The organism is Bacillus sp. CR71, assembly GCF_003429245.1.
In the GTDB taxonomy this organism is placed as follows: Bacteria; Bacillota; Bacilli; order Bacillales; family Bacillaceae_G; genus Bacillus_A; species Bacillus_A thuringiensis_S.
On sequence record NZ_CP031748.1, the window covers coordinates 864,766 to 886,965 of the forward strand.

Sequence of the window (22,200 nt, forward strand, 5' to 3'; positions counted from 1 at the left end):
GATTTGAGATGACTGTTGCGCAATTAATTGATATTGATGCAAAAAAAACGAAAACGAGTAATGAAGTATATCAAACATCTACAATGCTTGCGCTATTAGATGGTATATATGATGGTGTGATTAGCTTTGAAGATTTGAAAAAACATGGTGATTTTGGCATCGGCACATTTGATCAATTAGATGGTGAAATGATTGCATTTGATAATGAATTTTATCATTTACGTTCAGACGGTTCAGCAGAAAAAGTAGAACCAGAAGAAACAACACCATTTGCTACTGTAACGTTTTTTGAAAAAGAAATGAGTTATACGGTAGAGCATCCGATGAATCGTGAAGAAGTTGAAGCGTTATTACATGAATTAATGCCAAGTAAAAACTTATTTTACGCTATTCGAATGGACGGTACGTTCCGTGAAGTAAGAACGAGAACTGTTCCAAGACAAGAAAAACCGTATACACCGCTCGTTGAAGTGACGAAATCACAACCAATCTTTTCATTTGAAAATACAGAAGGTACGCTTGCTGGATTTTGGACACCAGATTATGCGCAAGGTATTGGTGTAGCTGGATTCCACTTACATTATATTGATGATGAAAGAAGCGGGGGTGGACATGTTTTCGACTATGTTATAGAAAACTGTACGATCCAAATTTGTCAAAAAGCTCATATGCATTTAGCACTTCCAGAAACAGCAGATTTTATGGCGGCTGAATTATCAAGAGAAAACTTAGAGGATAATATTGCAACTGCGGAAGGTGCAGAGTAAGAGGGAAAGACTGTTCCATTTTGGAACAGTCTTCTTTTATTCGTAATGTTATTATTTGTCGATAAATCGATATTTCTTGTCGAACCGTTGATATATTGTAAGTTATGATAGATATATTTGAAAAATCGTTGATATATTGTAAGTTACGATAGATATATTTGAAAGATCATTGATATCGTTTATTTCTTTGAAACAAACGGATGCCCCTTATAATAAAAACGCCACGGATAATGTACAGCTTCTTCTGCATAGTCGATATTAATACGAGGTCCTGCTGTTATTTTATATTGTGATGATATGTGTTCATCTTCTGGGACGAGTTCAATATGCAATGTGTCACTTTGTAATGATACGCCACGTTCTTCTAAAGTAATTCCGAGGGCACGGCATAGTTTGCCAGGACCGTTCGTTAAATTTTTATACTGTGCTTTTGTAATTTCGGTCTTATTGTAGCGCGCTAGTTTTATTTCTTCTATCCCATTTACCGGCTCAAGGGCTCGAATGAGAACACCTTGCGGGGTGCCAACTGGTGCTGTAATAACGTTAAAACAATGGTACATACCGTAAATTAAATATACGTAAGCATGCCCTGGTGCGCCAAACATAACTTCTGTGCGATCTGTCCGTCTGCCGCCGTAACTATGTGCGGCCTTATCATCTGGGCCTTTATATGCTTCTACTTCTACAATGATTCCGCTTCGCTTTATTCCGTCTACAATATGAACAAGTTTTTGCCCGAGTAATTTTTTTGCGACTTCTAACGTATCGCCTTCATAAAAAGAAGGAGGTGCCTGCATTGTACTATCTCCTTTACTAAGTGTATATGTATATAGTAAACCAAATTTTCAGTAGTAATTCTAACTCGTTCTATTTGCTACATTTATTTCATAAATTATGGATAGAGTACAACAGCGAAGAGGGGGAGTGCGACATGATTTATCGCTTACTAGCTCTTAATATAGATGGGACACTACTATACAACAATGGAAAAATTGCAAAAGGATTAAGAGAAACAATTGAATTTGTGAAAAGAAAAGATGTATACGTTACGTTATTTACGAGCCGTAATTTTCAATCCGCTCATAAAGTAGCAAAGGCTTTAAAATTAGATTCTATATTAGTGACACATGGTGGTGCTTTCGTTTCAGCAACGTTAGATAAGCCGTACGTTCAAAGAAGATTGTCCGAAGAGAAGACTTTTAACATTGTGCAAGTGTTAGAGCACTTTGATTGTAACGTACGTATTTCTCATGAACGGTTTTCGATAGGAAATCGTGAGAGAACTACACCAAACTTAATTGCGCGCACTGTATTATCAAGCGCAGATCCGTTATTTTATCCAGTTCAATTTGTAGATTCGTTAGGTGACGCGCTTCGTGATCATCCGGTGGCGGCGCCAAAAATTGATGTTCTTTTCCAAACTAAAGGTGAAAAAGAACGCGGGCTAAACACATTAAGAAAAGCATTCCAAGATGTAGAGTATGTTGAATGTGATTCAAAACGAATAGAAATCTTGCCGCAAAATGTATCAAAGTTACGCGGATTACAATTGCTTGGAGAGCATTTAAATATTTCGCTAAATGAAATGGTTGCGATTGGAGATAGTATGGAAGATTTAGAGGTTATTGAAAACGTGGGACTTGGGGTAGCGATGGGGAACGCGCCTGTAGAATTAAAGCAAGCAGCAGATTGGATCACACGTTCAAATAGTGAAAACGGTGTAGAGTATATGATTAAAGAGCATTTCCGTAAGCAATTCCCGCTTCCGTTTTTGAAGAATCATAAAAATACACCGAAACGATGACAGAAAAACGTAGCTTTTTGGCTACGTTTTTTTGTTTATCTTATTAAAAACAGTGAAAGCGTTTTAAAATATGAATTGTGTATGAAATCTATACAATTCACTTGAATCCTTTAGAAAACTAATGTAAAGAGGGTGAGGTTTCTGGAAAATTCACATCACATACAATATTCCTCAGGCTAATTTTGTCCCGTATTGACTGGCATAAGACCCCATCTCAAAATTCGGCACATGCGTGAAAGTTAGGTGGGTGGTTAATGGCTCGTAAAAAACAGGTGAAGGAACAAAAAAATCTTTATGTACCAGAAAAAGGACATGATAAGAATTACGTTCCATTCATCGGTTTTATGCTTCTGTTATTAGGAATACGATTAAGATTCATGGCTAAAAATAGCTAACAGATGTATAAAAGGCATCAGAGATATATAGTCTCTGATGCCTTTTAAGTGAATACAGATAAAATGTAAATATCTATATGGAATGATAAATATTTTAAGCTTCAATTACGCTAAGCATTCTGTTTATAAATGCAGCTGCGTGAGCGCGTTGTGATGGTCCTTTTGGTACGAATTGATTAAATTCATTACCTTTTACAATTCCAAATCCATACACTCTTTGTACTTCTTGTTTAGCGTAAATTAAGTTTTGGTCTACAAATGGTAGTTCAACTTGTTTTGCAAAAATACCAGCGTGTTTTAGAGAACGATCAATCATAATAACAGCTTCTTCACGTGTAATTGTGGTATTTGGATCAAATGTATTATCACCACGTCCGCGGATTATGCCTGCGCTTGCTGCACGATTAATACCGTCTCTTAAAGATGGGTGTACTTGTTCTAAGTCTGTGAACTTAGCATTTCCACTTGGTAATTGTAAAGCACGAGTAATTAGTGTAGCGAATTCAGCACGCGTTACAAGACGTTCTGGGAAGTACTTGCCGTTCCCTTCTCCTTGCATAATGCCTCTAGCTGCTAATTGACGAATGTCTTGTTCATACCATCCACCTGTAATGTCATCAGTTACTGGATCTTTTTGGTTTTCCTTATAGTATGTTTCAGTTCCTTTTAAGAAAGCATTCCATTGTCCGCGTTGAATCATAAACGCAGGGCAGTTTTTCCCTGACCAAAATTGATGTTTTTGGACCTTATCTAGAGAAATATTTAAGTCGTTCATTAAATAAGCTGCCAATTTACGGGCATTTTCTACCGCTTTTTCATAGTTTCCATCTTGATTAACGGCAATTTCAATTCCGATAGATTCATAGTTTCCAGTTTTATTTCCAGCATGCCATCCAACTTCATTTACTGGAAGATGTTGATAAATTTCTTTATCATCTACTGTGAAATGCCAAGATGCGGCGCGATCAGCTGTTCCGCGTGCTTGATTATCTAAGAATTTTGCATGATTTAGAGCATTAGCACCTTTCGCTGTATTAGCCGTTTCGTGAATCGTAATATATTTAGGTACCATCGGGTAGCCAGGGCGAATATCGTCATTTCCTTTAGGGACAATCATTTCTTTAAATGTAACGCCATAAATATTGTTTGTTTGTAGAGCATCTGGAGCTCTTAATAAACTATTTTTAGCAGAACGAACGTTTTTTAGTAATGAAGCTTTTGTACCTTCAAATGTAGCAGAAGGTGCATAAATCCATTTTGCTGTTTCATTTATTTGGACTTTAAACCAATTTCCAGCTTGTTCAGTAGGAGTAATGACTTGTGGCTGTAGTTTCCCTTCTTCGTTAAACGATTGGAACGGAAGTGCATGTATGGAAGCTTCTTCTTTTACGATTAATTTTTGGTTAGATAGTTTATGAATCTCTTGAACTTCTAAGCTATTATCATTGTTATCTATCCATCCAGCGCCAGTTGACGTCGTTATGTAGTAAGCATTTCCTTTTTTCTTTGTCGCCGTTACGACTTGTTCTGTAATCTCCATATTCGATTTGTTTTTTAAATCATTCGCGGTATATAATGAATGTTTTTTTGAAGTGTATAGTAGGAATTGACCAGTAACCTCGATATCTTCTTCATGAGTACTATGCTCATTAACATGCTCTTTAATACTTTTAAAAACTTGATCCTCCGTATATACTTCGGCGGATTTTTCAGCACTCTCTGCAAATGAATAAGTAGGTGCAAGAACAGTTTGTAATGCAAGAGAGAGAGTTAATACACTATAAAATTTCTTTTTCATATTTTTTTTAACACATTAGATTATGGAATCTAGTGTTAACATTCCTCCTTTATATATTGTATTTTCGCTATGTAACGATTTTTTGTACTAATAAATTTTAACAAGAGAAAATCAGGATGTCTATATACATGAGCGATATTCATAAAAAGAATTATTTGAAAAAATGTAAGAGAAACAGGTAAAACCTTCTGTATTGACCTGTAAACGCCCTTCAAGTAAACTAAAGAGAGTTTGCAAATGAAAAGGTGATAATGTGTTAATTTCAATTAAAACGTTACAAGATGATCGTTTTTTACGTCCGCTACAAAATATTGGCGGCTTATTTTTTGAAGATAGTACGATTGGATTTGAACAAGAGGAAGCGAATCTGATCGTTGATATACACATTGAGGATAATGTGAAAGCATCCGCTCGATTAACGGATGTTAGCACAGGAAATGTGTATGAAGAAACATTCTCGAAAGATTTATCTGCTTTCACAGATGAAAAAGAGCGTATGAAGCAAGTGAAGCACGTTGTTTCTTATGTATATCTTTCTGTTCTTCAGCAGTTAACTGGACTTGAACAAAGCTGGGGTATTTTAACGGGAGTACGTCCGACGAAACTTCTTCATAAAATGCTTCAAAATGGTATGTCAAAGGAAGAAGCGCATCAAGAACTTCGTGAAAGTTATTTAATTCATGAAGAGAAAATTGAACTTCTTCAGCGCATTGTTGATTGCCAATTAGCAGTTGTTCCGGATTTATACCGTTTGAAAGAAGAAGTAAGTATTTATATCGGTATTCCGTTCTGCCCAACGAAATGTGCATACTGTACATTCCCGGCTTATGCGATTAATGGACGCCAAGGGTCTGTTGATTCGTTCTTAGGTGGTTTACATTATGAAGTTCGTGAAATTGGTAAGTTTTTAAAAGAAAAAGGTGTGAAAGTTACGACGATTTATTATGGCGGCGGTACACCTACAAGTATTACAGCAGAAGAGATGGATATGCTGTATGAAGAAATGTACGAAGCGTTCCCAGACGTGAAAAATGTACGTGAAGTAACAGTTGAGGCAGGTCGTCCAGATACGATCACGCCAGCAAAGCTAGAAGTGTTAAATAAATGGAACATTGACCGTATTAGTATTAATCCGCAGTCATATCATCAAGAGACACTAAAAGCAATTGGACGTCACCATACTGTAGAAGAAACAATTGAGAAATACCATTTAGCTCGTGAAATGGGAATGAACAATATTAATATGGACTTAATTATTGGTCTTCCTGGTGAAGGGTTAGATATCTTCAAGCATACGTTAGATGAAACAGAAAAGTTAATGCCAGAATCATTAACAGTTCATACGTTATCATTTAAACGTGCTTCTGAAATGACGCAAAACAAACGTAAATATAAAGTAGCAGGTCGCGAAGAGATTACAGCGATGATGCACGAAGCAGAAGAGTGGACGCAAAAGCATAATTACGTACCATATTACCTATATCGTCAAAAGAATATTTTAGGTAACTTAGAGAACGTTGGTTATGCAATGCCGACGCAAGAGAGTATTTACAACATTGTCATTATGGAAGAAGTACAATCAATTATCGGACTTGGTTGCGGTGCATCAAGTAAATTTGTTCATCCGAAGACGGGGGCAATTACGCACTTCGCAAATCCGAAAGATCCAAAATCATATAACGATGGCTTTGTAAAATATACAGAAGATAAACTGAAAATTTTAGAAGAGCTATTTGTATAAGAGGGAGAGTGTTCCAAATCGGAACACTCTCTTTTTTATATTGTAAGCTTTTGTCAGTAAGGCGATATATTCGAAAAATCGCTGCTATAAATTGAATTGCGGTCGATATATTTGAAAAATCGCCAATATAATTTCATGTATCAAAGGTTTGCACGTGTTGTAAAACTATGTCGATAATAATCAGAAAAATTAGTCAAAACATTGAAGGACAATGTCTACTTATGGACGAAATGATAGATTTATGAAAGAGAAAAGGGGGAAATTGTTGGCATGTACATGACGATAGGGAGAATTTTTGATTTATCTGTTGGTAAGTATCCGAATAAAGAGGCGTTAGTGGAACCTGAAAAAAATATTCGCTGGACATATAAACAGTGGGACGAACAAATAAATAAAACGGCACACGCTTTATTAGAAGACGGAGTAAGAAAGGGAGATACGGTATCTGTTTACTTATATAACTGCCATGAATTTGTAAACGTTTACTTAGCTTGTGCGAAAATTGGTGCGATTTTTAACCCAATTAACTTTCGTTTAAAGGCGAAAGAAGTATCTTATATTCTTCAGGACGCATCCTCGAAAGTCGTTGTCTTTGAAAAAGCAGTTGAGTCAACTGTTGCTATCATTGAACGAGATTTTCCAAATACATCTTTTTGGTCTATAGAAAACGATAAACCTTCCTATGCAAGTTCCTACCATGAAAAAGTGAATGCAGCATCTTCTGAGAAAGTAAATATCGAAATTGATGAAATGGACTTTTGTTCTATGCTGTATACGAGCGGTACGACAGGTCATCCGAAAGGTGTGTTACATCGTCATCGTGAAATGGCTGAGCATAGTATGATTTGTACGTATTTCTTAAAATATAATAGAGATAGTGTGGGGCTTGTTGTTGCGCCTTTATATCACTGTGGTGAATTAAATGCCGGAATCATACCACGCATTCAAGTTGGCGGGAAGAATGTTATTTTGCATCATTTTGATACAGAAACAGTATTACATACGATTCAAGAAGAAAAGATTACGACGTTCTTTGCAGCACCGACGATGTGGAATATGTTGTTGCAAAAAGATTTAACTCAGTATGATTTAACTTCAATGAAAATTGGTATATATGGCGGAGCGGCAATGGCGCCGGCGTTAGTGAAGGAATGTAAAGAACGTCTTTATATTGACCTTGTTCAAATATACGGAATGACAGAAATGGGACCAGTTGTTGCGTTTCTCGTAGAGGAGGATCAAATTACGAAAGCTGGTTCAGCAGGCACGCCATGCTTTAGCCACGAAGTTCGTATTGTGAAACCGAACGAGGAGGCACCGGCAGAACCAGATGATGTATTACCTCCTTATGAGGTGGGAGAAATTATTTTACGTGGCCCAACTATGATGGCTGGCTATCATAATCGCGAAGAGGCAAATAAAAAATCGATGTATAAAGGATGGTATCATTCTGGTGATTTAGGATACTTCGATAAAGATGGTTATTTATTCGTTGCAGATCGCGTTGATGATATGGTAATTAGCGGTGGTGTAAATATTTACCCTCGTGAAATTGAAGATTTCCTTCATAGTCATCACGGTATATTAGATGTGGCGGTACTTGGTGAGCCAGATGAATTATGGGGAGAGCGTGTGGTGGCAGTTATTGTGAAGAAAGATGAAACAATAACAGAAGCTGATTTAGAAACGTATTGCAAAGAAAGTGACGAATTAGCAGATTATAAGCGTCCGCGTCATTATTTATTTGTAGATGAACTTCCGCGTAATGCGAGCGGGAAGTTGCAGAAGTTTGTGCTGAGGGAGTCATTGAAAGGGACAAAAAAATAGAAAGTGGGGGATACCCACTTTCTATTTTTATTTGCGTGAAAAACCTTCTTCATCAAGGTATTCCGCAGCTTCTGGATAAGAGTTGAATGTACCGTCTAAGTTTACACCAGCGTACACGTTCCACATGTCATCCTCTGAAATAAGAGTAAGAATATGACCATCTTCGTTCTGCCATTCTTCTTCTTTCGCAGGTTCTACAGGTGCTACTACTTCTTCTTGTGATAGAAGGTCAATTGATTTCTCAATTACTGAACGTAACTCTTCTGCTGAAAACTCGCGGATGTTAACCATACCTTTATCATCCGTTTTGTAACCTTTAATACCGCTTGCATACACAAATCCATTTCCATTTGGGTGTAAATGAAATACAACGTTCTTTTTATCTAAACGACTTTCTTCAAAGTGGAAGTTTACACGTTTTAATGATACGTTCTTTCTTTCTAGTTCTGGGAAAGATTCAATAATCGATAATTTTTCTTCAAAAGTTAGCATAGTGCCTCCAAGTATATAGTAAAAGATTTAATTTGTTCATTATAGCATAGTTGCAATTGTTTCCAAAGATAAGGGGGAAACTTTTCATTAAATCCGTTTACGTCACGAGAATGTAAAAAGTGAGCTAACGAATGTATCTTTTTAGGTGTACAATGGAACATGGACTTTATACAAAGGTGGTTTTTTTATGTTTCAAAAAATAGCAAAGGAATGTTTAGCAGGATTTACTGTTGCGATTGTTGCGTTACCACTTGCGATTGCATTTGGTATTGCTGCGACAGGAACGTCTGAGGGAGCGCTTGTTGGATTATATGGTGCGATTTTTGCAGGTTTATTCGCAGCGTTATTTGGCGGGACACCTGGGCAAGTAACGGGGCCAACTGGACCAATTACCGTTATCGCAACTGGAGTTATTGCGACGCACGGGTTAGAGGCAAGTTTTATTGCCTTTATGATGGCAGGATTATTTCAAATTTTATTCGGTGTATGTAAGCTCGGTTCTTACGTTCGATATATTCCGTATCCTGTCGTTTCAGGATTTATGAATGGTATTGCATTAATCATTATTTTAGGTGAAATAAAGCATGTACAAAATAGTTTTCTACTTGTTGTGTTAACGATTATTGTAATGATTGTTTCTGGCAAATGGATTAAGGCGATTCCGTCTAGTTTAGTAGCACTAGTCGGTGTGACAGCTTTGCTTCCTTTATTTTCTTCTCTACTCGAAGGACTTGCAGTAAAGTTACCGATTATCGGAAATCTTTCACTAAATAAAGTAATTGAAAAGATTGGAACCATTCCAGAAGCGATGCCTACGCTTCATATTCCATCTTTAAGTGGAACAGGAATAGCAGCACTTATTTTACCAGCGCTTAGTATTGCTTTATTAGGATCGATTGACTCGTTGTTAACATCGGTCGTAATGGATAATGTGACAGGTACGCGTCATAAAAGTAATAAAGAGCTTGTTGGACAAGGTATCGGTAATATGATGAGCGGATTGTTTGGCGGATTAGCAGGTGCAGGTGCGACTGTAAGATCTATCGTGAATATAAGAAGTGGTGGTAAAACGGCACTTTCGGCATGTATGCATAGTGTTATCTTATTTATTTTTATTATGGGTCTTGGTTCGGTCGTACAATATATTCCACTTGCTGTATTATCAGGTATTTTAATTTTAACTGGTATTGGAATGTTCGATTGGGAAAGCATGAAAAAGATGCATGTCGCTCCTAAAGGTGATGTCGTTGTTATGCTCGTAACGATGATTGTAACGGTGAAGTTCGATTTAATGATTGCCGTTGCATTCGGTATTATTCTTTCGTTCATCATATATATGGTGAAATGTAAAGAACGTAAAACTTCTATCGTAAAAGAAAGAGAAGAAACGTATACAATTCAAGGACCGCTCTCTTTCCTATCAGTAGATCGTATTTTCTCTACTTTACAAGATGTGAAGTCACCAGTTGTATTACGTATGAAAGATGTGCGTTATATGGATGTATCAGGAGCTATGGCATTATTAAATTTTGTTGAGCAATCAAATAAAGTAGGGGCAAGTGTAAAGCTTGAGCAAGTACATCCAAGTATTGAAAAAACAATTGTAGTAATGGCAAGCGATGAACAGAAAGAGCAATTGAAAATCTTAAGTGTTTAGATGGCAATTAGAATATCTCACAACTTTACATAAATTATAATGTAGAGTTGTGGGATATTCTTATAATGTTTTTAGTAATATGTATCGCAGTGATAGAGAGGAAGAGCTCTTTTTGCGTAACAGAAACGGTTATAATGTGTACATATATAATGGAAGGAATTAGAAAAAATTGTGAAGAGATAGGTTTGAATTGGTTCTGTTTTCTATTTTGAAAAAAAAACCAAGTATTCAACCTATAATAAATTTGTTATGATAACCAATGGGATAAAGTGAATCCCTATCGTTTAAAACAATATGTTTGAGAGTATATGTATAAAAGAAAAGAGAAAAAATATGAATAAAACATTTGTAAAAGGAGCAGCAATTTTAACCATTACAACTTTTTTGTCGAAATTGCTTGGTAGTTTTTTTCAAATTCCATTACAAAATATTGCAGGAGATGAAGTGCTAGGTATTTTCCGCCTTGTTTTTCCTGTATATATGATTGCTCTTACATTATCGGTAGCCGGAGTTCCACTTGCAATTTCGAAACTAATTGCAGAGTTGAACGAAAAAAATAAGCAAAAGGAAATTGCGAAATTATTTAAATCAGCGTCAATTATAGGGATAGCATTTGGCGTTTTCGGCTGTTTAGTCATTGTATTATTTTCTATTGAAATTGCAAATATGCTCGGTGGACAAGAAACTAGAATGCCGTTGCTTATTACTTCATTAGCATTACTCATTGCGCCATACATGGCGGTGTATAGAGGGTATTTCCAAGGTTTCGGTGATATGAAACCAACAGGAGTATCACAAGTCATTGAGCAATTTGTCCGTGTGTTTTTTATGTTAATAATTGCTTACATACTAGTATCGTGGGATAAGAGTAATACTGTTATTACTAGTGGTGCGATGGTTGGCTCTTTTCTTGGAGTCATTAGTTCGCTTATATATTTGCGTATAAAATATAATAGAAGTCCATACTACAATAAAAGCAATTCCTATTCGCTCCGAGATTTAAGAGAAAACGGCAAAAAGATATTGCGGGTATCGATCCCAATCGCTATCGGAGCTTTATCAATGCCGCTTTTAAATTTAGTAGACTCGCTTACAATACCGCATGTATTACAAGGATCATCAACAGAAATTCAAGAACAATTTGGAATATACAGTCGCGGTTTTGCATTCACGCAAATAATTGTTATTTTTGCAAGTGCAATTGTATTTCCGTTAATACCACTCTTAACTTCCGCATTGGCCAAAAGAGATATAAATTTGGCGAAAATAACAATTCAAAATACAAATCGACTAGCGCATGTTTTGACAGCACCATTAACAGTATGGTTGATGGCATTAACAGTACCGTTAAATGTCGGATTGTTCACAGACGTAAAAGGCAGTAGTATGTTAACAGTTATGATTGGCAGTTCGTATTTTACTGCGGTTATGGTATTATCAATAGGTGTTTTACAGGGGATTAATCGTTCTGCACAAGCTGCGTGGATTGTTATTGGCGCGAGTTGTGTGAAAGTCGTGTTAAACATTATGTTAGTGCAGAAGTTTGGCATAGATGGAGCGGCGTATAGTACATTAATTACTTACGTATTGATTTGTATTGTAAATCATTTGTATATTCGAAGCTATATTGCCTATTCTATTCATTTCAAAAACTTTTTCGGTGTGCTAGCAATAGCATGTATTTTCGGACTAGGATTGTATGAACTATGTAATGTGATAGATGTTACATCTTCAAGAATTATGACGTTATTATTCAGTGGTATAGCATTAAGTATTACAACCATTTTGTATGGTGTATGTGCTTTGAAATTAAAATGGATATCAATAAAAAAAATACCATTTTTGAAAAGATAAATATAAAAATTTAATTTTTTATTAAAATTCATATGAGCTGATAAAGAGGAAACTATGTAGGGTATTAAGTGTTTAGGTAAGGAATGGGTACCAGTTTATGTTAGATGAAATAAACGGTTACCTAGTTTTGGAGGAGATTTAGGGTGCGTTTAGTCTTATCAGGATATTATGGTTTTTATAATGTTGGAGACGAGGCGATTCTACAATCAATTATTGAATCGTTAAGTAAAGAGAACCCGGATATAGAACTAGTAGTACTATCAAATGATTCTAAATATACAAAGGAAAGGTATGGTGTAGAATCGGTAGATCGCTGGAATATAAAAGCTGTTTATCATGCAATCAAAAACAGTGATGGAGTTATTAGCGGTGGCGGGAGCCTTCTTCAAGATCAGACAAGTACGAAGAGTATTCTATATTATACGGGTATTATGGGACTCGCTCGATTATTAAAAAAGCCGTATTATATTTATTCACAAGGAATAGGTCCAATTACAAAAGGATATAATCGTCTATTAGTAAAATGGAACTTGTCAAAAGCTTCCTATGTATCAGTTCGAGATGAAGATTCGTTTTTATATTTAAAAGAACTTGGCATAAAAAACGATATTGAAATTGTTCCAGACCCTGTTTTAACATGGAAACGGACAAAACAATCGGATTGGTTGCAAAAGCATTCGATACATGGAAAAGTAATCGCGGTTAGTGTGCGTTATTGGAATTCAAAAGAAGATTATGTAAAAAAATTAGCTACGGCATTAAAAAAATTAAAGCAAGAAGGATACCAAATTCTATTTGTTCCAATGCATGAGCCATTTGATCAAAAAGCTTCGCGTGAAGTAGTAGACTTAATGGGAGAAGAGACGTATATGCTTCCATATAAAATGGATATCGACGAGAAAATATTCATTTTATCACAATGTTCATTACTAATTGGTATGCGTCTTCATGCACTTGTTTTTTCTGCTGTAGCCAAAACTCCAATGGTCGGGATTTCGTACGATCCGAAAATTGATTCGTTTTTAAGTCAAGTGAATCAGCCAGTTATAGGAAGTGTGGATGGCGAATGGAGTGCGGAGTATTTATATGAAATTGCGAAAAAGCAATTAATGCAACAAGGAACTGTGGAGCAAGAGTTACAATTAATAATAGATGAGCTTCGGTTGCAAGGCAAACAGGCAACAAAGAAACTCATTGATCATATGGAAAAAGACACTTTATTAAAAAAGTAAAGTGTCTTTTGTTTTGAATTTAATGAAAATTATAATTATAAAAACGTTTTATTTTAATTCCTATTTATTATGCTAAAATGATTGCGATTATTATATAATCAAATTTGTGATAATAAATTCGTAGATTACGAGGAGGATAACCTTGAAGACTTTTTCAAAAGGTATAACAGCAGTGGCATTAACGGGATCATTACTTTTAACTCCTATTTCAAGTTATGCGGCAAATGATGATATTACAGGACATATGTTTGAGACGCATATGCGCTCACTTATTACTAAAGGAGTTTTAATGGGGTATGGTGAGAATGTATATGCGCCTGATAAATTAGTAACAAGAGCAGAGTTTGCTACATTCATAGCAAGGTCTTTAAATTTACCGAAAGCTGATTCGAATTTCGAGGATGTGCCGAAGACTTACGGTTTATATGATGGTGTAAGTAGAGCATATGGAGCGAAAATTATTAATGGTCGTACGAACGAGACGTTCTCACCAAATGATGTGATTACACGTGAAGAAATGTCGATAATGGTAAAGCGAGCATTAGACTATAAAAATATTAAAGTAGCTGTAAGTCCGCTTACCTTTACTGATAAAGATAGTATTAACTATAAAGAGCATGTACAAGTTATGGTGGCTACTCAAATTATTAAAGGGTATCCAGAAGATAATACATTTAGACCACATTTATCAGCTACAAGAGGGATGGCTTCAGCTATGTTGGATCGTATGCTTCAGACGATTGAAAAAAACGGAAATAGCAATCCTGTAGAAACTAAGAAATATGTTGTGACAAATGTAAGAGAAAACGGAACAGAGCAAGAAGTAGAGCGCTATAATACGTATAAAGAGGCAGTTACGGCTGCTCAAAATAAAGGTATGAATGCGGTAAAATACGAGAACGAATTCTTATGGATTAAAGATGGTTTTGCAAGTGCGAAAAGAATAACTGGGCAAAACATCATTAATATTTATGATGAGAATTTGTCAACAGTATATACGTATATTCAGTATGGAACAGAATTGAAAGTGTTAGAAGTTGGCGAAGATCGTGTGAAAGTTCAACTTTCTGGTTTGACAGGTTATGTGAAGAAGAATGAAATCACTTTAATTCCTACAAATGAAATGAAACAGTCGTCTTATTATGTGAAATCAGATGGATATTTATACCATAAATATTATACATATAATACAAGTTCACCTGGATATACAGAATTTAGATATGGTGTGGCACCTTCTTTCATGAAGCAAGGACAGCAAATGTATAGTGTAGATGGAAAAACATTTGGAGATGAAACTTTCTATCAATATTTCAATTATTTATCATTACGTTCGAAAACAAATTATACAGCTGAACAACTAGATAGTTATGTGAAATCGATTAAGCCAGACTCTCCATTAATTGGTTTAGGAAAGAAATTTAAAGAAGTAGAAAGCAAGTATAATGTAAATGCATTATTCTTATATTCATTAGCAATCCATGAAAGTTATTATGGAACAAGCGCTCTTGCAAAAGATAAAAATAATTTATTTGGTTTAAAAGCAACAGACGATAGTCCATATGGTAACGGGGAAGCATTTAATTCAAAAGAAGATTGTATTGAACATGCAGCAAAATTATACATGAATGAAGGATATTTAAATCCAGGACATTGGCGTTATACAGCAACATATACAGGTGATAAAGCTGCTGGTTTAAATGCGAAATATGCATCTGATGCGAACTGGGGTAAAAAAGTAGCGGGGCATATGAACCGTTTTGATTCTTATTTAGGTAAAAAAGAATACAACAAGTATAAACTTGCACGTGTGATGAATAACGTAGAAGTGAAAAAGAATCCTAGTATATCAAATGAGCGACTGTATCGTTTAAATACAAATGTAGTTGTCACAGTTACTGGTGAAGAAATAATAAATGGAAAAGCGTGGATTAAAGTTATTTCAGATAATCCTACTGTAACTGAAGCCTATATCGCAAAAGAAAGCTTAGAGTACGTAAAACATTAATTAAATAAAAAAGAAGGTGCTACTGACATTTCGTAGCACCTTCTTTCTATTCAATTTCAAAATCAACAATGATATAAGCGAGTATAACAACGAAGAAAATACTAACGGCTGGCGCTGTTAATACGTGGCCAGACATAAAACCAATGCCAAGTGATAGAACGAGTGTGCTCGCTAATAGCATATACTTTACTTTCATGATTTTCTTAAAGTTTGTGATCATGCTGATGAATAATTTAATACCAAAGTATAGAAGTGGTAGTAAGTAAATAAGGAAACCGACAATGCCAAAGGCGAAAAATAGGTCATGGAAGTCCATTTCAATTAATTTAATTTTATCTGTGTAGTTACCAGCGTAACCCATTCCGAATAGTTTTTGTGAAAGCGGTGCGTCTTTATAGTATTGTTTGTATGTTTTTAAGAATTTGTCGCGATCACTATAAATTAAACTTTTCACTTCAGAATCTGTAAGTTCACCTTTTGCATGTTTTTTTGCATCTTCTGGATCTTCTTTAATTACTTTTCCTTCTTTTCGATCTTTCTCTTCTTGTACTGATTTTTTGTATTCGTATATTTGCATGTGAATGCCCATATTTTTTGCGATAGGAGTATGCGGTGTAAGAGCAATTAAACCTCCTAGTATAACTGCGGCAATAATGGTATTTACAATATGTGTAAATCCCTTTCCTTCTTTTTTACGATTTATCATGTATTCAATGAATGAGAAGAAAAGTGCTACGCCTAATGTAATAATAATTGCGCCATATCCGACTTTCGTTCCGACCATAATACTTGCATACATCGCAAGTATTGTTGGAATCCAGTAATATATTTTCGAGAAAGAAGTTGTTTTATGTATCGAATATAAGACAATGATTGGGAACATAATGGCGAAAAGAGAACTTAAATCATTTCCAGCGAAGAACCAACCTCTTGAACCGATTTTTGAGTGAGGATAGCTTGGGAAATCTGTTCCAGTTTGCATTGCGACAATCATTGTAATGCTTAAAATTAAAGTTGCATATAAGAAATATGTAATGATTTTATGAAATACATACTCTTTATTTTTTAGCTCTTTAAAGGCGATAATATATCCAAACAGTAGCACAATTGGATATATGCTCTTTAAGATGAATTTAACTTCTTCTCCAAATGAAACTGGAGATTTAACCATCATATTATTTACAAGACCGATTGCGAGTGCGATTCCGAGTAAACATAAATAGAGGATGTACTTTTTCGCATCTTGTTGTTTGTGATGAAGAAGTAGGTATCCTAATGCAAGAAGCATAAAGGCGAAACGGACTACAACTCCAACTGTTGCGTTCATGTGTAATATATAGATTGAAAAAGATGTTAATAAATCTAAAATTGGTTGAAACACAATGAATAGCAATAGGAAATGTGGGAAGTAGTTATCCGTTTGTTTCAACTTAGTAACCATATGTTCCTCCAGTTCTTCATTCCTTTATTACAACACCCAAAAGATGGGTATAAAGCCTTTTTTACATAGTAAGGCGAATGAATTTCAATATTTGTTTTTTATCAAACTTAAGAATACACCATTTCATTGTAATGGTAAATAGATGAAAAGCATGGATAAACCGACTTTAATTTCTATATTTTTCAACGGAATTGTATGTTTTATACGATATATGTACAAATTGCGAGATTATTAGACAGAAAATTGAGAAAAAAGAAGGATTTTTCAATGGTTTTCTATAATTATATAAGTATAATCTTTATGGAGAAAAGAGGGGTATATATAATGGAAATAACAAGTAAAACAGAATCTGTCGTTGTGAAATATGAAGGCCACGTTGCAACGGTTATGGTCAATCGTCCAGAGGTGTTAAATGCGTTAGATGAGCCGACATTAAAAGAGTTATTACAAAAGTTGAAAGAAGTAGCGGAAAGTTCTGTGCATATCGTTGTGTTATGCGGGAACGGCCGTGGTTTTTCTGCGGGTGGGGATATTAAATCGATGCTTTCAAGTAATGATGAAAGTAAGTTCGATGGTATTATGAATACCATTTCTGAAGTTGTCGTGACATTATATACGATGCCGAAGCTTGTTATTAGTGCAATTCATGGACCAACTGCAGGTCTTGGGTTAAGTATTGCGTTAACAGCTGATTATGTAATGGCGGATATATCATCTGTTATTGCGATGAACTTTATTGGAATCGCTTTAATTCCAGATGGAGGCGGTCATTTCTTCCTTCAAAAGCGCGTCGGTGAAAATATGACGAAGCAAATTATTTGGGAAGGTAAGAAATTATCAGCGACAGAAGCGCTTGATATCGGCTTAATTGATGAAGTAATCGGCGAAGATTTCCAAACGGCTGTGAAGCAAAAAATTAATGAATGGTCAAAAAAACCGATTAAAGCAATGATTCAAACGAAGCAAATTTTATGTGAAGTAAATCGCTCTAATTTAGAGCAAACATTGCAATTAGAAAAGCGTGGTCAATATGCAATGAGACAAACAGCGGATCATAAAGAAGGAATTGCTGCGTTTTTAGAGAAACGTTTACCAGCATTTAAAGGGGAATAAAGTTTGTCCATTCCTCATGAGTAGCTCGTTAATTCGGGATAAAGGGGAGAAAGTGCTAACACATTTTAGTATAATTGTGTTAGCACTTTTTTTTAAGGAGTAATACATGAAGAGAATGATCGGTGTTATCACTATTATTTTGCTTACATATTCTGCTTTGCATAGTACACCATCTTTGGCAGTTCGGACTGCGTTATTTTTTGAGGGACATCCAAGTGTTGCGTTTTCTGGTGGGGTGACGAAAGAAAAAGATGTGAAAAAAGAAGCGATTCCAGATGAGTACCAAACTCTATATGGTAAGGAAGAAAACTCAGAGCACTATTTCTTTCCGCATGTAAGAGCACATGAATCAGGAATTGATATGTTAAGTGCATGCGTGAAGAAAAAATGGTTTTTCTATAAAGCAGAGCTCGGGTGTTATTAAATATAGGAGGATGAATGATGTCAGCATATAACAAGTTAGTAAGAGATCGTGTTCCAGAGAAGATTTTAATGTCTGGAAAAACGTATACCGCACAAAAATTAACAGGTCAAGCATACATACAAGCTTTAGCGAAAATTGGAACGGAAGAAATTCGTGAATTTGCTTCTATGAAAGAACGCGAACATGCGCTAGATTCTCTTGCGGATGCACTAGAAGTAATCATTTCATTAGCACGTGCGGAAGGTGCATCAATTGAAGATGTGGAACGCCTTCGTAAGAAAAAAGAAGTAGAGCGCGGTGGATTTGAAAGAGGGATTTATTTATTAGATGTCTCGGAAGAATAGTTTAATAGGAAAAGCATAGCGTTAATGAGTAACGCTATGCTTTTTTGTTGCAATGAAGCTAATAATGAAGAAAATAGCTGTTAATATCCAGCCGATTGTAATAGAAGTAGTAGTATGAACGGCATAAGAAACTTGTAAACAAAATAATGATGCTAAAAACCAAATGAGTGCAATGTGTATATATTTTTTTGATATATTCATATTTCAGGACTCCTTTTGTATACTAAAAAGAATTTTACTACAATTTAGAAAATTAAGCTATATAAGTAGAGGTTTTCTGGTGAATTTTGTATACTGAATAGTAGAGAAAATGAGGAGGAAACGACAATGGCACATCATGCGAGAGAAACGATGGAACTTATTAAGGAGCTTGTCTCTATTCCGAGTCCGTCTGGAAATACAGCAAAAATTATTAATTTCATTGAAAACTATGTCAGTGAGTGGAACGTAGAAACGAAACGTAATAATAAAGGCGCTCTTATTTTAACGGTAAAAGGGAAGAATGATGCGCAGCACCGCTTATTAACGGCACACGTTGATACGTTAGGTGCGATGGTAAAAGAAATTAAGCCTGATGGTCGCCTGAGTCTTTCTATGATTGGTGGATTTCGCTGGAACTCTGTAGAAGGAGAATATTGCGAAATTGAAACATCAAGTGGCAAGACGTATACAGGAACGATTTTAATGCATCAAACATCTGTACATGTATATAAAGATGCAGGTGAAGCAAAACGCGATGAGAAAAATATTGAAGTTCGTATTGATGAGCGCGTATTTTCAGCTGATGAAGTACGCGAATTAGGAATTGAAGTAGGAGACTTCGTTTCATTTGATCCGCGCGTTCAAATTACAGAGAGTGGATACATAAAATCACGTCATTTAGATGACAAAGTAAGTGTTGCGATTTTATTAAAATTAATTAAAAGATTACAAGATGAAAACGTAACATTACCATATACGACGCATTTCTTAATTTCTAATAATGAAGAGATTGGATACGGTGGTAATTCTAATATTCCAGAAGAAACTGTTGAATACTTAGCAGTTGATATGGGAGCGTTAGGTGATGGACAAACATCTGATGAATATACAGTATCTATTTGTGCAAAAGACTCTAGCGGCCCGTACCATTACGCTTTACGTAAACATTTAGTAGAGCTTGCGAAAACGAATCATATTGAATATAAAGTAGATATTTATCCGTACTACGGATCTGATGCATCAGCTGCGATTCGTGCGGGATTTGACGTGAAACATGCGTTAATTGGAGCGGGTATTGATTCTTCTCACGCATTTGAACGTACACATGAAAGTTCTATTGCGCATACAGAATCATTAGTGTATGCATATGTAATGTCTAATTTAATTGAAGAATAATTTCATAGATAATAGAGAGCTGATTAAAAATATTATTTTTAATCAGCTTTTTATTTGGCGAAGCGATTAGGAGACATGTTCTAATCGCTTTTTTAGCCCGCTATTTGTGGGCTGATTAAAGTTTTATTTTATATACATTCATTATAAGTTATATATATGCGATTTTTGTTATACGGCCGGAAACGTGTTTACTATAGATATATAATGTTATACACTATGAAAGGAATTAATTAATAGTTAATATGTTTTAGTTAGCTTGATTAAAAAAAATGTATGAATATGAAGTTTTGAGAGGAGATTTATTTTTCATGAAGTACAAAGCAATAGCCGCAGGTTTATTAGCAGCAAATTTACTAGCACATCCAATTAGTAGTTTAGCAGAAACGAAGAAATTTCCTGATGTTTCAGATAGTGCGTGGTCGAAAGACGCAATTTATTATTTAGTAGAGAGAAATGTAATTAACGGTATGCCAGATGGTAACTTTATGCCATACGGAAATTTAACACGTGCCCAGGCAGCAAAGATTATCGCAACAGCAATTGGGGCTAAAGTAGATCCAAATGCAAAGCCGTCTTATAATGATGCAAAAAATAGTTGGGCAGCTTCATTTATTGCAGCCATGGAAAAAGAGAATATTATTAAAGGGCGAGAACCAGGAGTATTTGATCCTGAAGGAAAAGTAACTCGTGCTGAAATGGCAGCTATGCTTGTAAGAGCATATAATCTGAAGAGCAAAGTAACAGGACCAGTTCCTACAAAATTCGCTGATTTAGAGAATCATTGGGGTAAAGAAGAAGTTAATATTTTAGTAGAATTAAAACTTTCTTTAGGTACAGAGAATGGCTGGAAACCGAATGATTCTATTACGCGTGAACAAGCAGCTCAGCTTACTGCGCAAACAGATAAATTTAGCAAGAATAGTGATCGTCCAGTAGAAACAAAGAAAATGTACATAGATAGAAAATTCATTACATATCACGCACCATCATTAAGTTCTGGGATTAGTGCAAATCAGCATAATCCACAAATGGTTGAAATTAAAGAAGAACGAGATGGATGGATCAAAATTGCAACAAGTAAAGGTGATAAATGGACACCTTTAGTAGAGAAAACAGAAGTTATTAATGAAGGATTCACTACTTATGCAGAAGCTTCTTCTTCTTCAAAAGTAATGGGAACACATAGCGCACAACAAGTAACTGTTATTGAAGAGAACGGCAGCTGGATTCGTATCCGCATGGGCGCTGGTTTCCAATGGGTTAATAAAAATCAATTAAATCCAGTGAAGCAGGGTAACTTCTTAGAAGGAAAAGCGATTATCATTGACCCAGGTCATGGCGGAGTTGATTCAGGTAATCCAGGTTATTATGAGAAAGAAAGTGAAACTGTATTAGATGTATCATTGCGATTACAGAAGATATTTGAGAAAAAGACACCATTTACTGTGTTATTCACTCGTACAGATGATACACGTCCAGGAACAAGTGCTTCTGATTCTTTAAAGAAACGTGTAGAATTTGCTCAAAAAAATAATGGGGATATTTTTGTAAGCATTCATGGTAATGGCACGGAAGAGAAAAATGGACAAGGTACAGAAACGTTCTACTATGAATCAGCGACAGCAAGAGGAACAAATCCTAACGTATCAGAAAGTCGTTTACTAGCAGAAAAAATTCAAGAGCGTCTTGTAGATGCACTGGGAACAAAAGATCGTGGTGTGAAAAAAGGCGATTTATACGTAATTAGAGAAAATACAATGCCAGCTGTATTAGCAGAATTAGCATTTGTAGATAATAAAAGTGATGCAGATAAAATAGCTACACCAGCGCAAAGACAAAATGCAGCGGAAGCTATTTATCAAGGTATTTTAGATTACTATGAAGAAATGGGTAACAACGTGTCTTCTTTCCGTTAATAAATAATAAGAG

General features: G+C 35.4%; 18 protein-coding genes and 1 pseudogene. 14 read left to right on the plus strand and 5 right to left on the minus strand.

Annotated features, from left to right (window positions below; all coding sequences use genetic code 11):
- The first annotated feature begins 8 nt into the window (after positions 1–8).
- Positions 9–767 carry an alpha-acetolactate decarboxylase gene (gene alsD, locus DOS87_RS04470; protein WP_000215017.1) on the plus strand — a complete coding sequence of 253 codons (759 nt, stop codon included), beginning with the start codon at positions 9–11 and terminating at the stop codon, positions 765–767.
- A 179-nt stretch (positions 768–946) separates the two neighbouring features.
- On the opposite strand, the gene DOS87_RS04475 is transcribed toward alsD, so the two are convergent.
- Positions 947–1,564, minus strand: coding sequence for a DNA-3-methyladenine glycosylase (locus tag DOS87_RS04475; protein ID WP_001148799.1), 618 nt, complete (start codon positions 1,562–1,564; stop codon positions 947–949).
- 134 nt (positions 1,565–1,698) lie between these two features.
- On the opposite strand from DOS87_RS04475, the gene DOS87_RS04480 reads away from it, so the two are divergent.
- Complete coding sequence (locus tag DOS87_RS04480) at positions 1,699–2,571, plus strand: Cof-type HAD-IIB family hydrolase (RefSeq protein WP_000640437.1); 873 nt, start codon at positions 1,699–1,701, stop codon at positions 2,569–2,571.
- 299 nt (positions 2,572–2,870) lie between these two features.
- Positions 2,871–2,966 (plus strand): annotated as a pseudogene (locus tag DOS87_RS04485) (cell wall anchor protein); the annotation flags it as partial.
- Positions 2,967–3,060: 94 nt separating this feature from the next.
- On the opposite strand, the gene DOS87_RS04490 reads toward DOS87_RS04485, so the two are convergent.
- Complete coding sequence (locus tag DOS87_RS04490; RefSeq protein ID WP_000726534.1) at positions 3,061–4,764, minus strand: S-layer homology domain-containing protein; 1,704 nt, start codon at positions 4,762–4,764, stop codon at positions 3,061–3,063.
- A gap of 253 nt (positions 4,765–5,017) precedes the next feature.
- Between DOS87_RS04490 and DOS87_RS04495 the strand changes: the two genes are divergently transcribed.
- Both DOS87_RS04495 and DOS87_RS04500 read left to right on the plus strand, forming a co-directional pair.
- Positions 5,018–6,505 carry a coproporphyrinogen III oxidase gene (locus tag DOS87_RS04495; protein WP_000908777.1) on the plus strand — a complete coding sequence of 496 codons (1,488 nt, stop codon included), beginning with the start codon at positions 5,018–5,020 and terminating at the stop codon, positions 6,503–6,505.
- A gap of 270 nt (positions 6,506–6,775) precedes the next feature.
- Positions 6,776–8,332, plus strand: a complete 1,557-nt coding sequence (locus DOS87_RS04500; protein WP_000281977.1) for a fatty acid--CoA ligase — start codon at positions 6,776–6,778, stop codon at positions 8,330–8,332.
- Between the two features lie 27 nt (positions 8,333–8,359).
- On the opposite strand, the gene DOS87_RS04505 is transcribed toward DOS87_RS04500, so the two are convergent.
- A complete protein-coding gene (locus tag DOS87_RS04505; protein WP_000954998.1) occupies positions 8,360–8,824 on the minus strand; it encodes a hypothetical protein in 465 nt (154 codons plus the stop codon).
- Between the two features lie 187 nt (positions 8,825–9,011).
- Here DOS87_RS04505 and DOS87_RS04510 point away from each other — a divergent pair, with 187 nt between their 5' ends.
- The 4 genes from DOS87_RS04510 to DOS87_RS04525 all read left to right on the plus strand — a co-directional run bounded on the left by DOS87_RS04510 (position 9,012) and on the right by DOS87_RS04525 (position 15,572).
- Positions 9,012–10,481 (plus strand): SulP family inorganic anion transporter, encoded by a 1,470-nt coding sequence (locus DOS87_RS04510; RefSeq protein WP_000486648.1) that lies wholly within the window; start codon positions 9,012–9,014, stop codon positions 10,479–10,481.
- Between the two features lie 333 nt (positions 10,482–10,814).
- Complete coding sequence (locus DOS87_RS04515) at positions 10,815–12,335, plus strand: putative polysaccharide biosynthesis protein (protein ID WP_001044004.1); 1,521 nt, start codon at positions 10,815–10,817, stop codon at positions 12,333–12,335.
- 143 nt (positions 12,336–12,478) lie between these two features.
- Positions 12,479–13,567 carry a polysaccharide pyruvyl transferase CsaB gene (gene csaB, locus DOS87_RS04520; RefSeq protein WP_001241599.1) on the plus strand — a complete coding sequence of 363 codons (1,089 nt, stop codon included), beginning with the start codon at positions 12,479–12,481 and terminating at the stop codon, positions 13,565–13,567.
- Positions 13,568–13,709: 142 nt separating this feature from the next.
- Positions 13,710–15,572: an S-layer homology domain-containing protein gene (locus tag DOS87_RS04525; RefSeq protein WP_000847500.1), complete on the plus strand. Its 1,863-nt coding sequence runs from the start codon at positions 13,710–13,712 to the stop codon at positions 15,570–15,572.
- Between the two features lie 46 nt (positions 15,573–15,618).
- Here the strand turns inward: DOS87_RS04525 and DOS87_RS04530 are convergent, their stop codons facing one another.
- The gene (locus DOS87_RS04530) at positions 15,619–17,013 is read right to left on the minus strand and encodes an O-antigen ligase family protein (RefSeq protein ID WP_149290478.1); all 1,395 of its coding nucleotides are present in this window, start codon (positions 17,011–17,013) and stop codon (positions 15,619–15,621) included.
- 300 nt (positions 17,014–17,313) lie between these two features.
- On the opposite strand from DOS87_RS04530, the gene DOS87_RS04535 reads away from it, so the two are divergent.
- From DOS87_RS04535 to DOS87_RS04545, 3 genes are all read left to right on the plus strand, one after another.
- The gene (locus tag DOS87_RS04535) at positions 17,314–18,126 is read left to right on the plus strand and encodes an enoyl-CoA hydratase (RefSeq protein WP_142330482.1); all 813 of its coding nucleotides are present in this window, start codon (positions 17,314–17,316) and stop codon (positions 18,124–18,126) included.
- 106 nt (positions 18,127–18,232) lie between these two features.
- Complete coding sequence (locus DOS87_RS04540) at positions 18,233–18,550, plus strand: hypothetical protein (protein WP_000827125.1); 318 nt, start codon at positions 18,233–18,235, stop codon at positions 18,548–18,550.
- 17 nt (positions 18,551–18,567) lie between these two features.
- A complete protein-coding gene (locus DOS87_RS04545) occupies positions 18,568–18,894 on the plus strand; it encodes a nucleoside triphosphate pyrophosphohydrolase (RefSeq protein ID WP_001277348.1) in 327 nt (108 codons plus the stop codon).
- Between the two features lie 21 nt (positions 18,895–18,915).
- On the opposite strand, the gene DOS87_RS04550 is transcribed toward DOS87_RS04545, so the two are convergent.
- Positions 18,916–19,095, minus strand: a complete 180-nt coding sequence (locus DOS87_RS04550) for a hypothetical protein (RefSeq protein ID WP_001027087.1) — start codon at positions 19,093–19,095, stop codon at positions 18,916–18,918.
- 126 nt (positions 19,096–19,221) lie between these two features.
- Between DOS87_RS04550 and DOS87_RS04555 the strand changes: the two genes are divergently transcribed.
- Together DOS87_RS04555 and DOS87_RS04560 are read left to right on the plus strand one after the other, a co-directional pair.
- Positions 19,222–20,271, plus strand: coding sequence for a M42 family metallopeptidase (locus tag DOS87_RS04555; protein ID WP_151524937.1), 1,050 nt, complete (start codon positions 19,222–19,224; stop codon positions 20,269–20,271).
- 308 nt (positions 20,272–20,579) lie between these two features.
- Entirely contained in the window at positions 20,580–22,187 is a 1,608-nt protein-coding gene (locus tag DOS87_RS04560; protein ID WP_000875337.1) for an N-acetylmuramoyl-L-alanine amidase, read from the plus strand.
- Positions 22,188–22,200: the final 13 nt, after the last annotated feature.

Coding starts and splice junctions, on each gene's coding strand:
- alsD (WP_000215017.1), top strand. CDS start 9: ATGACTGTTGCGCAATTAATTGATATTGATGCAAAAAAAACGAAAACG.
- DOS87_RS04475 (WP_001148799.1), bottom strand. CDS start 1,564: ATGCAGGCACCTCCTTCTTTTTATGAAGGCGATACGTTAGAAGTCGCA.
- DOS87_RS04480 (WP_000640437.1), top strand. CDS start 1,699: ATGATTTATCGCTTACTAGCTCTTAATATAGATGGGACACTACTATAC.
- DOS87_RS04490 (WP_000726534.1), bottom strand. CDS start 4,764: ATGAAAAAGAAATTTTATAGTGTATTAACTCTCTCTCTTGCATTACAA.
- DOS87_RS04500 (WP_000281977.1), top strand. CDS start 6,776: ATGTACATGACGATAGGGAGAATTTTTGATTTATCTGTTGGTAAGTAT.
- DOS87_RS04505 (WP_000954998.1), bottom strand. CDS start 8,824: ATGCTAACTTTTGAAGAAAAATTATCGATTATTGAATCTTTCCCAGAA.
- DOS87_RS04510 (WP_000486648.1), top strand. CDS start 9,012: ATGTTTCAAAAAATAGCAAAGGAATGTTTAGCAGGATTTACTGTTGCG.
- DOS87_RS04515 (WP_001044004.1), top strand. CDS start 10,815: ATGAATAAAACATTTGTAAAAGGAGCAGCAATTTTAACCATTACAACT.
- DOS87_RS04530 (WP_149290478.1), bottom strand. CDS start 17,013: ATGGTTACTAAGTTGAAACAAACGGATAACTACTTCCCACATTTCCTA.
- DOS87_RS04535 (WP_142330482.1), top strand. CDS start 17,314: ATGGAGAAAAGAGGGGTATATATAATGGAAATAACAAGTAAAACAGAA.
- DOS87_RS04540 (WP_000827125.1), top strand. CDS start 18,233: ATGAAGAGAATGATCGGTGTTATCACTATTATTTTGCTTACATATTCT.
- DOS87_RS04545 (WP_001277348.1), top strand. CDS start 18,568: ATGTCAGCATATAACAAGTTAGTAAGAGATCGTGTTCCAGAGAAGATT.
- DOS87_RS04550 (WP_001027087.1), bottom strand. CDS start 19,095: ATGAATATATCAAAAAAATATATACACATTGCACTCATTTGGTTTTTA.
- DOS87_RS04555 (WP_151524937.1), top strand. CDS start 19,222: ATGGCACATCATGCGAGAGAAACGATGGAACTTATTAAGGAGCTTGTC.
- DOS87_RS04560 (WP_000875337.1), top strand. CDS start 20,580: ATGAAGTACAAAGCAATAGCCGCAGGTTTATTAGCAGCAAATTTACTA.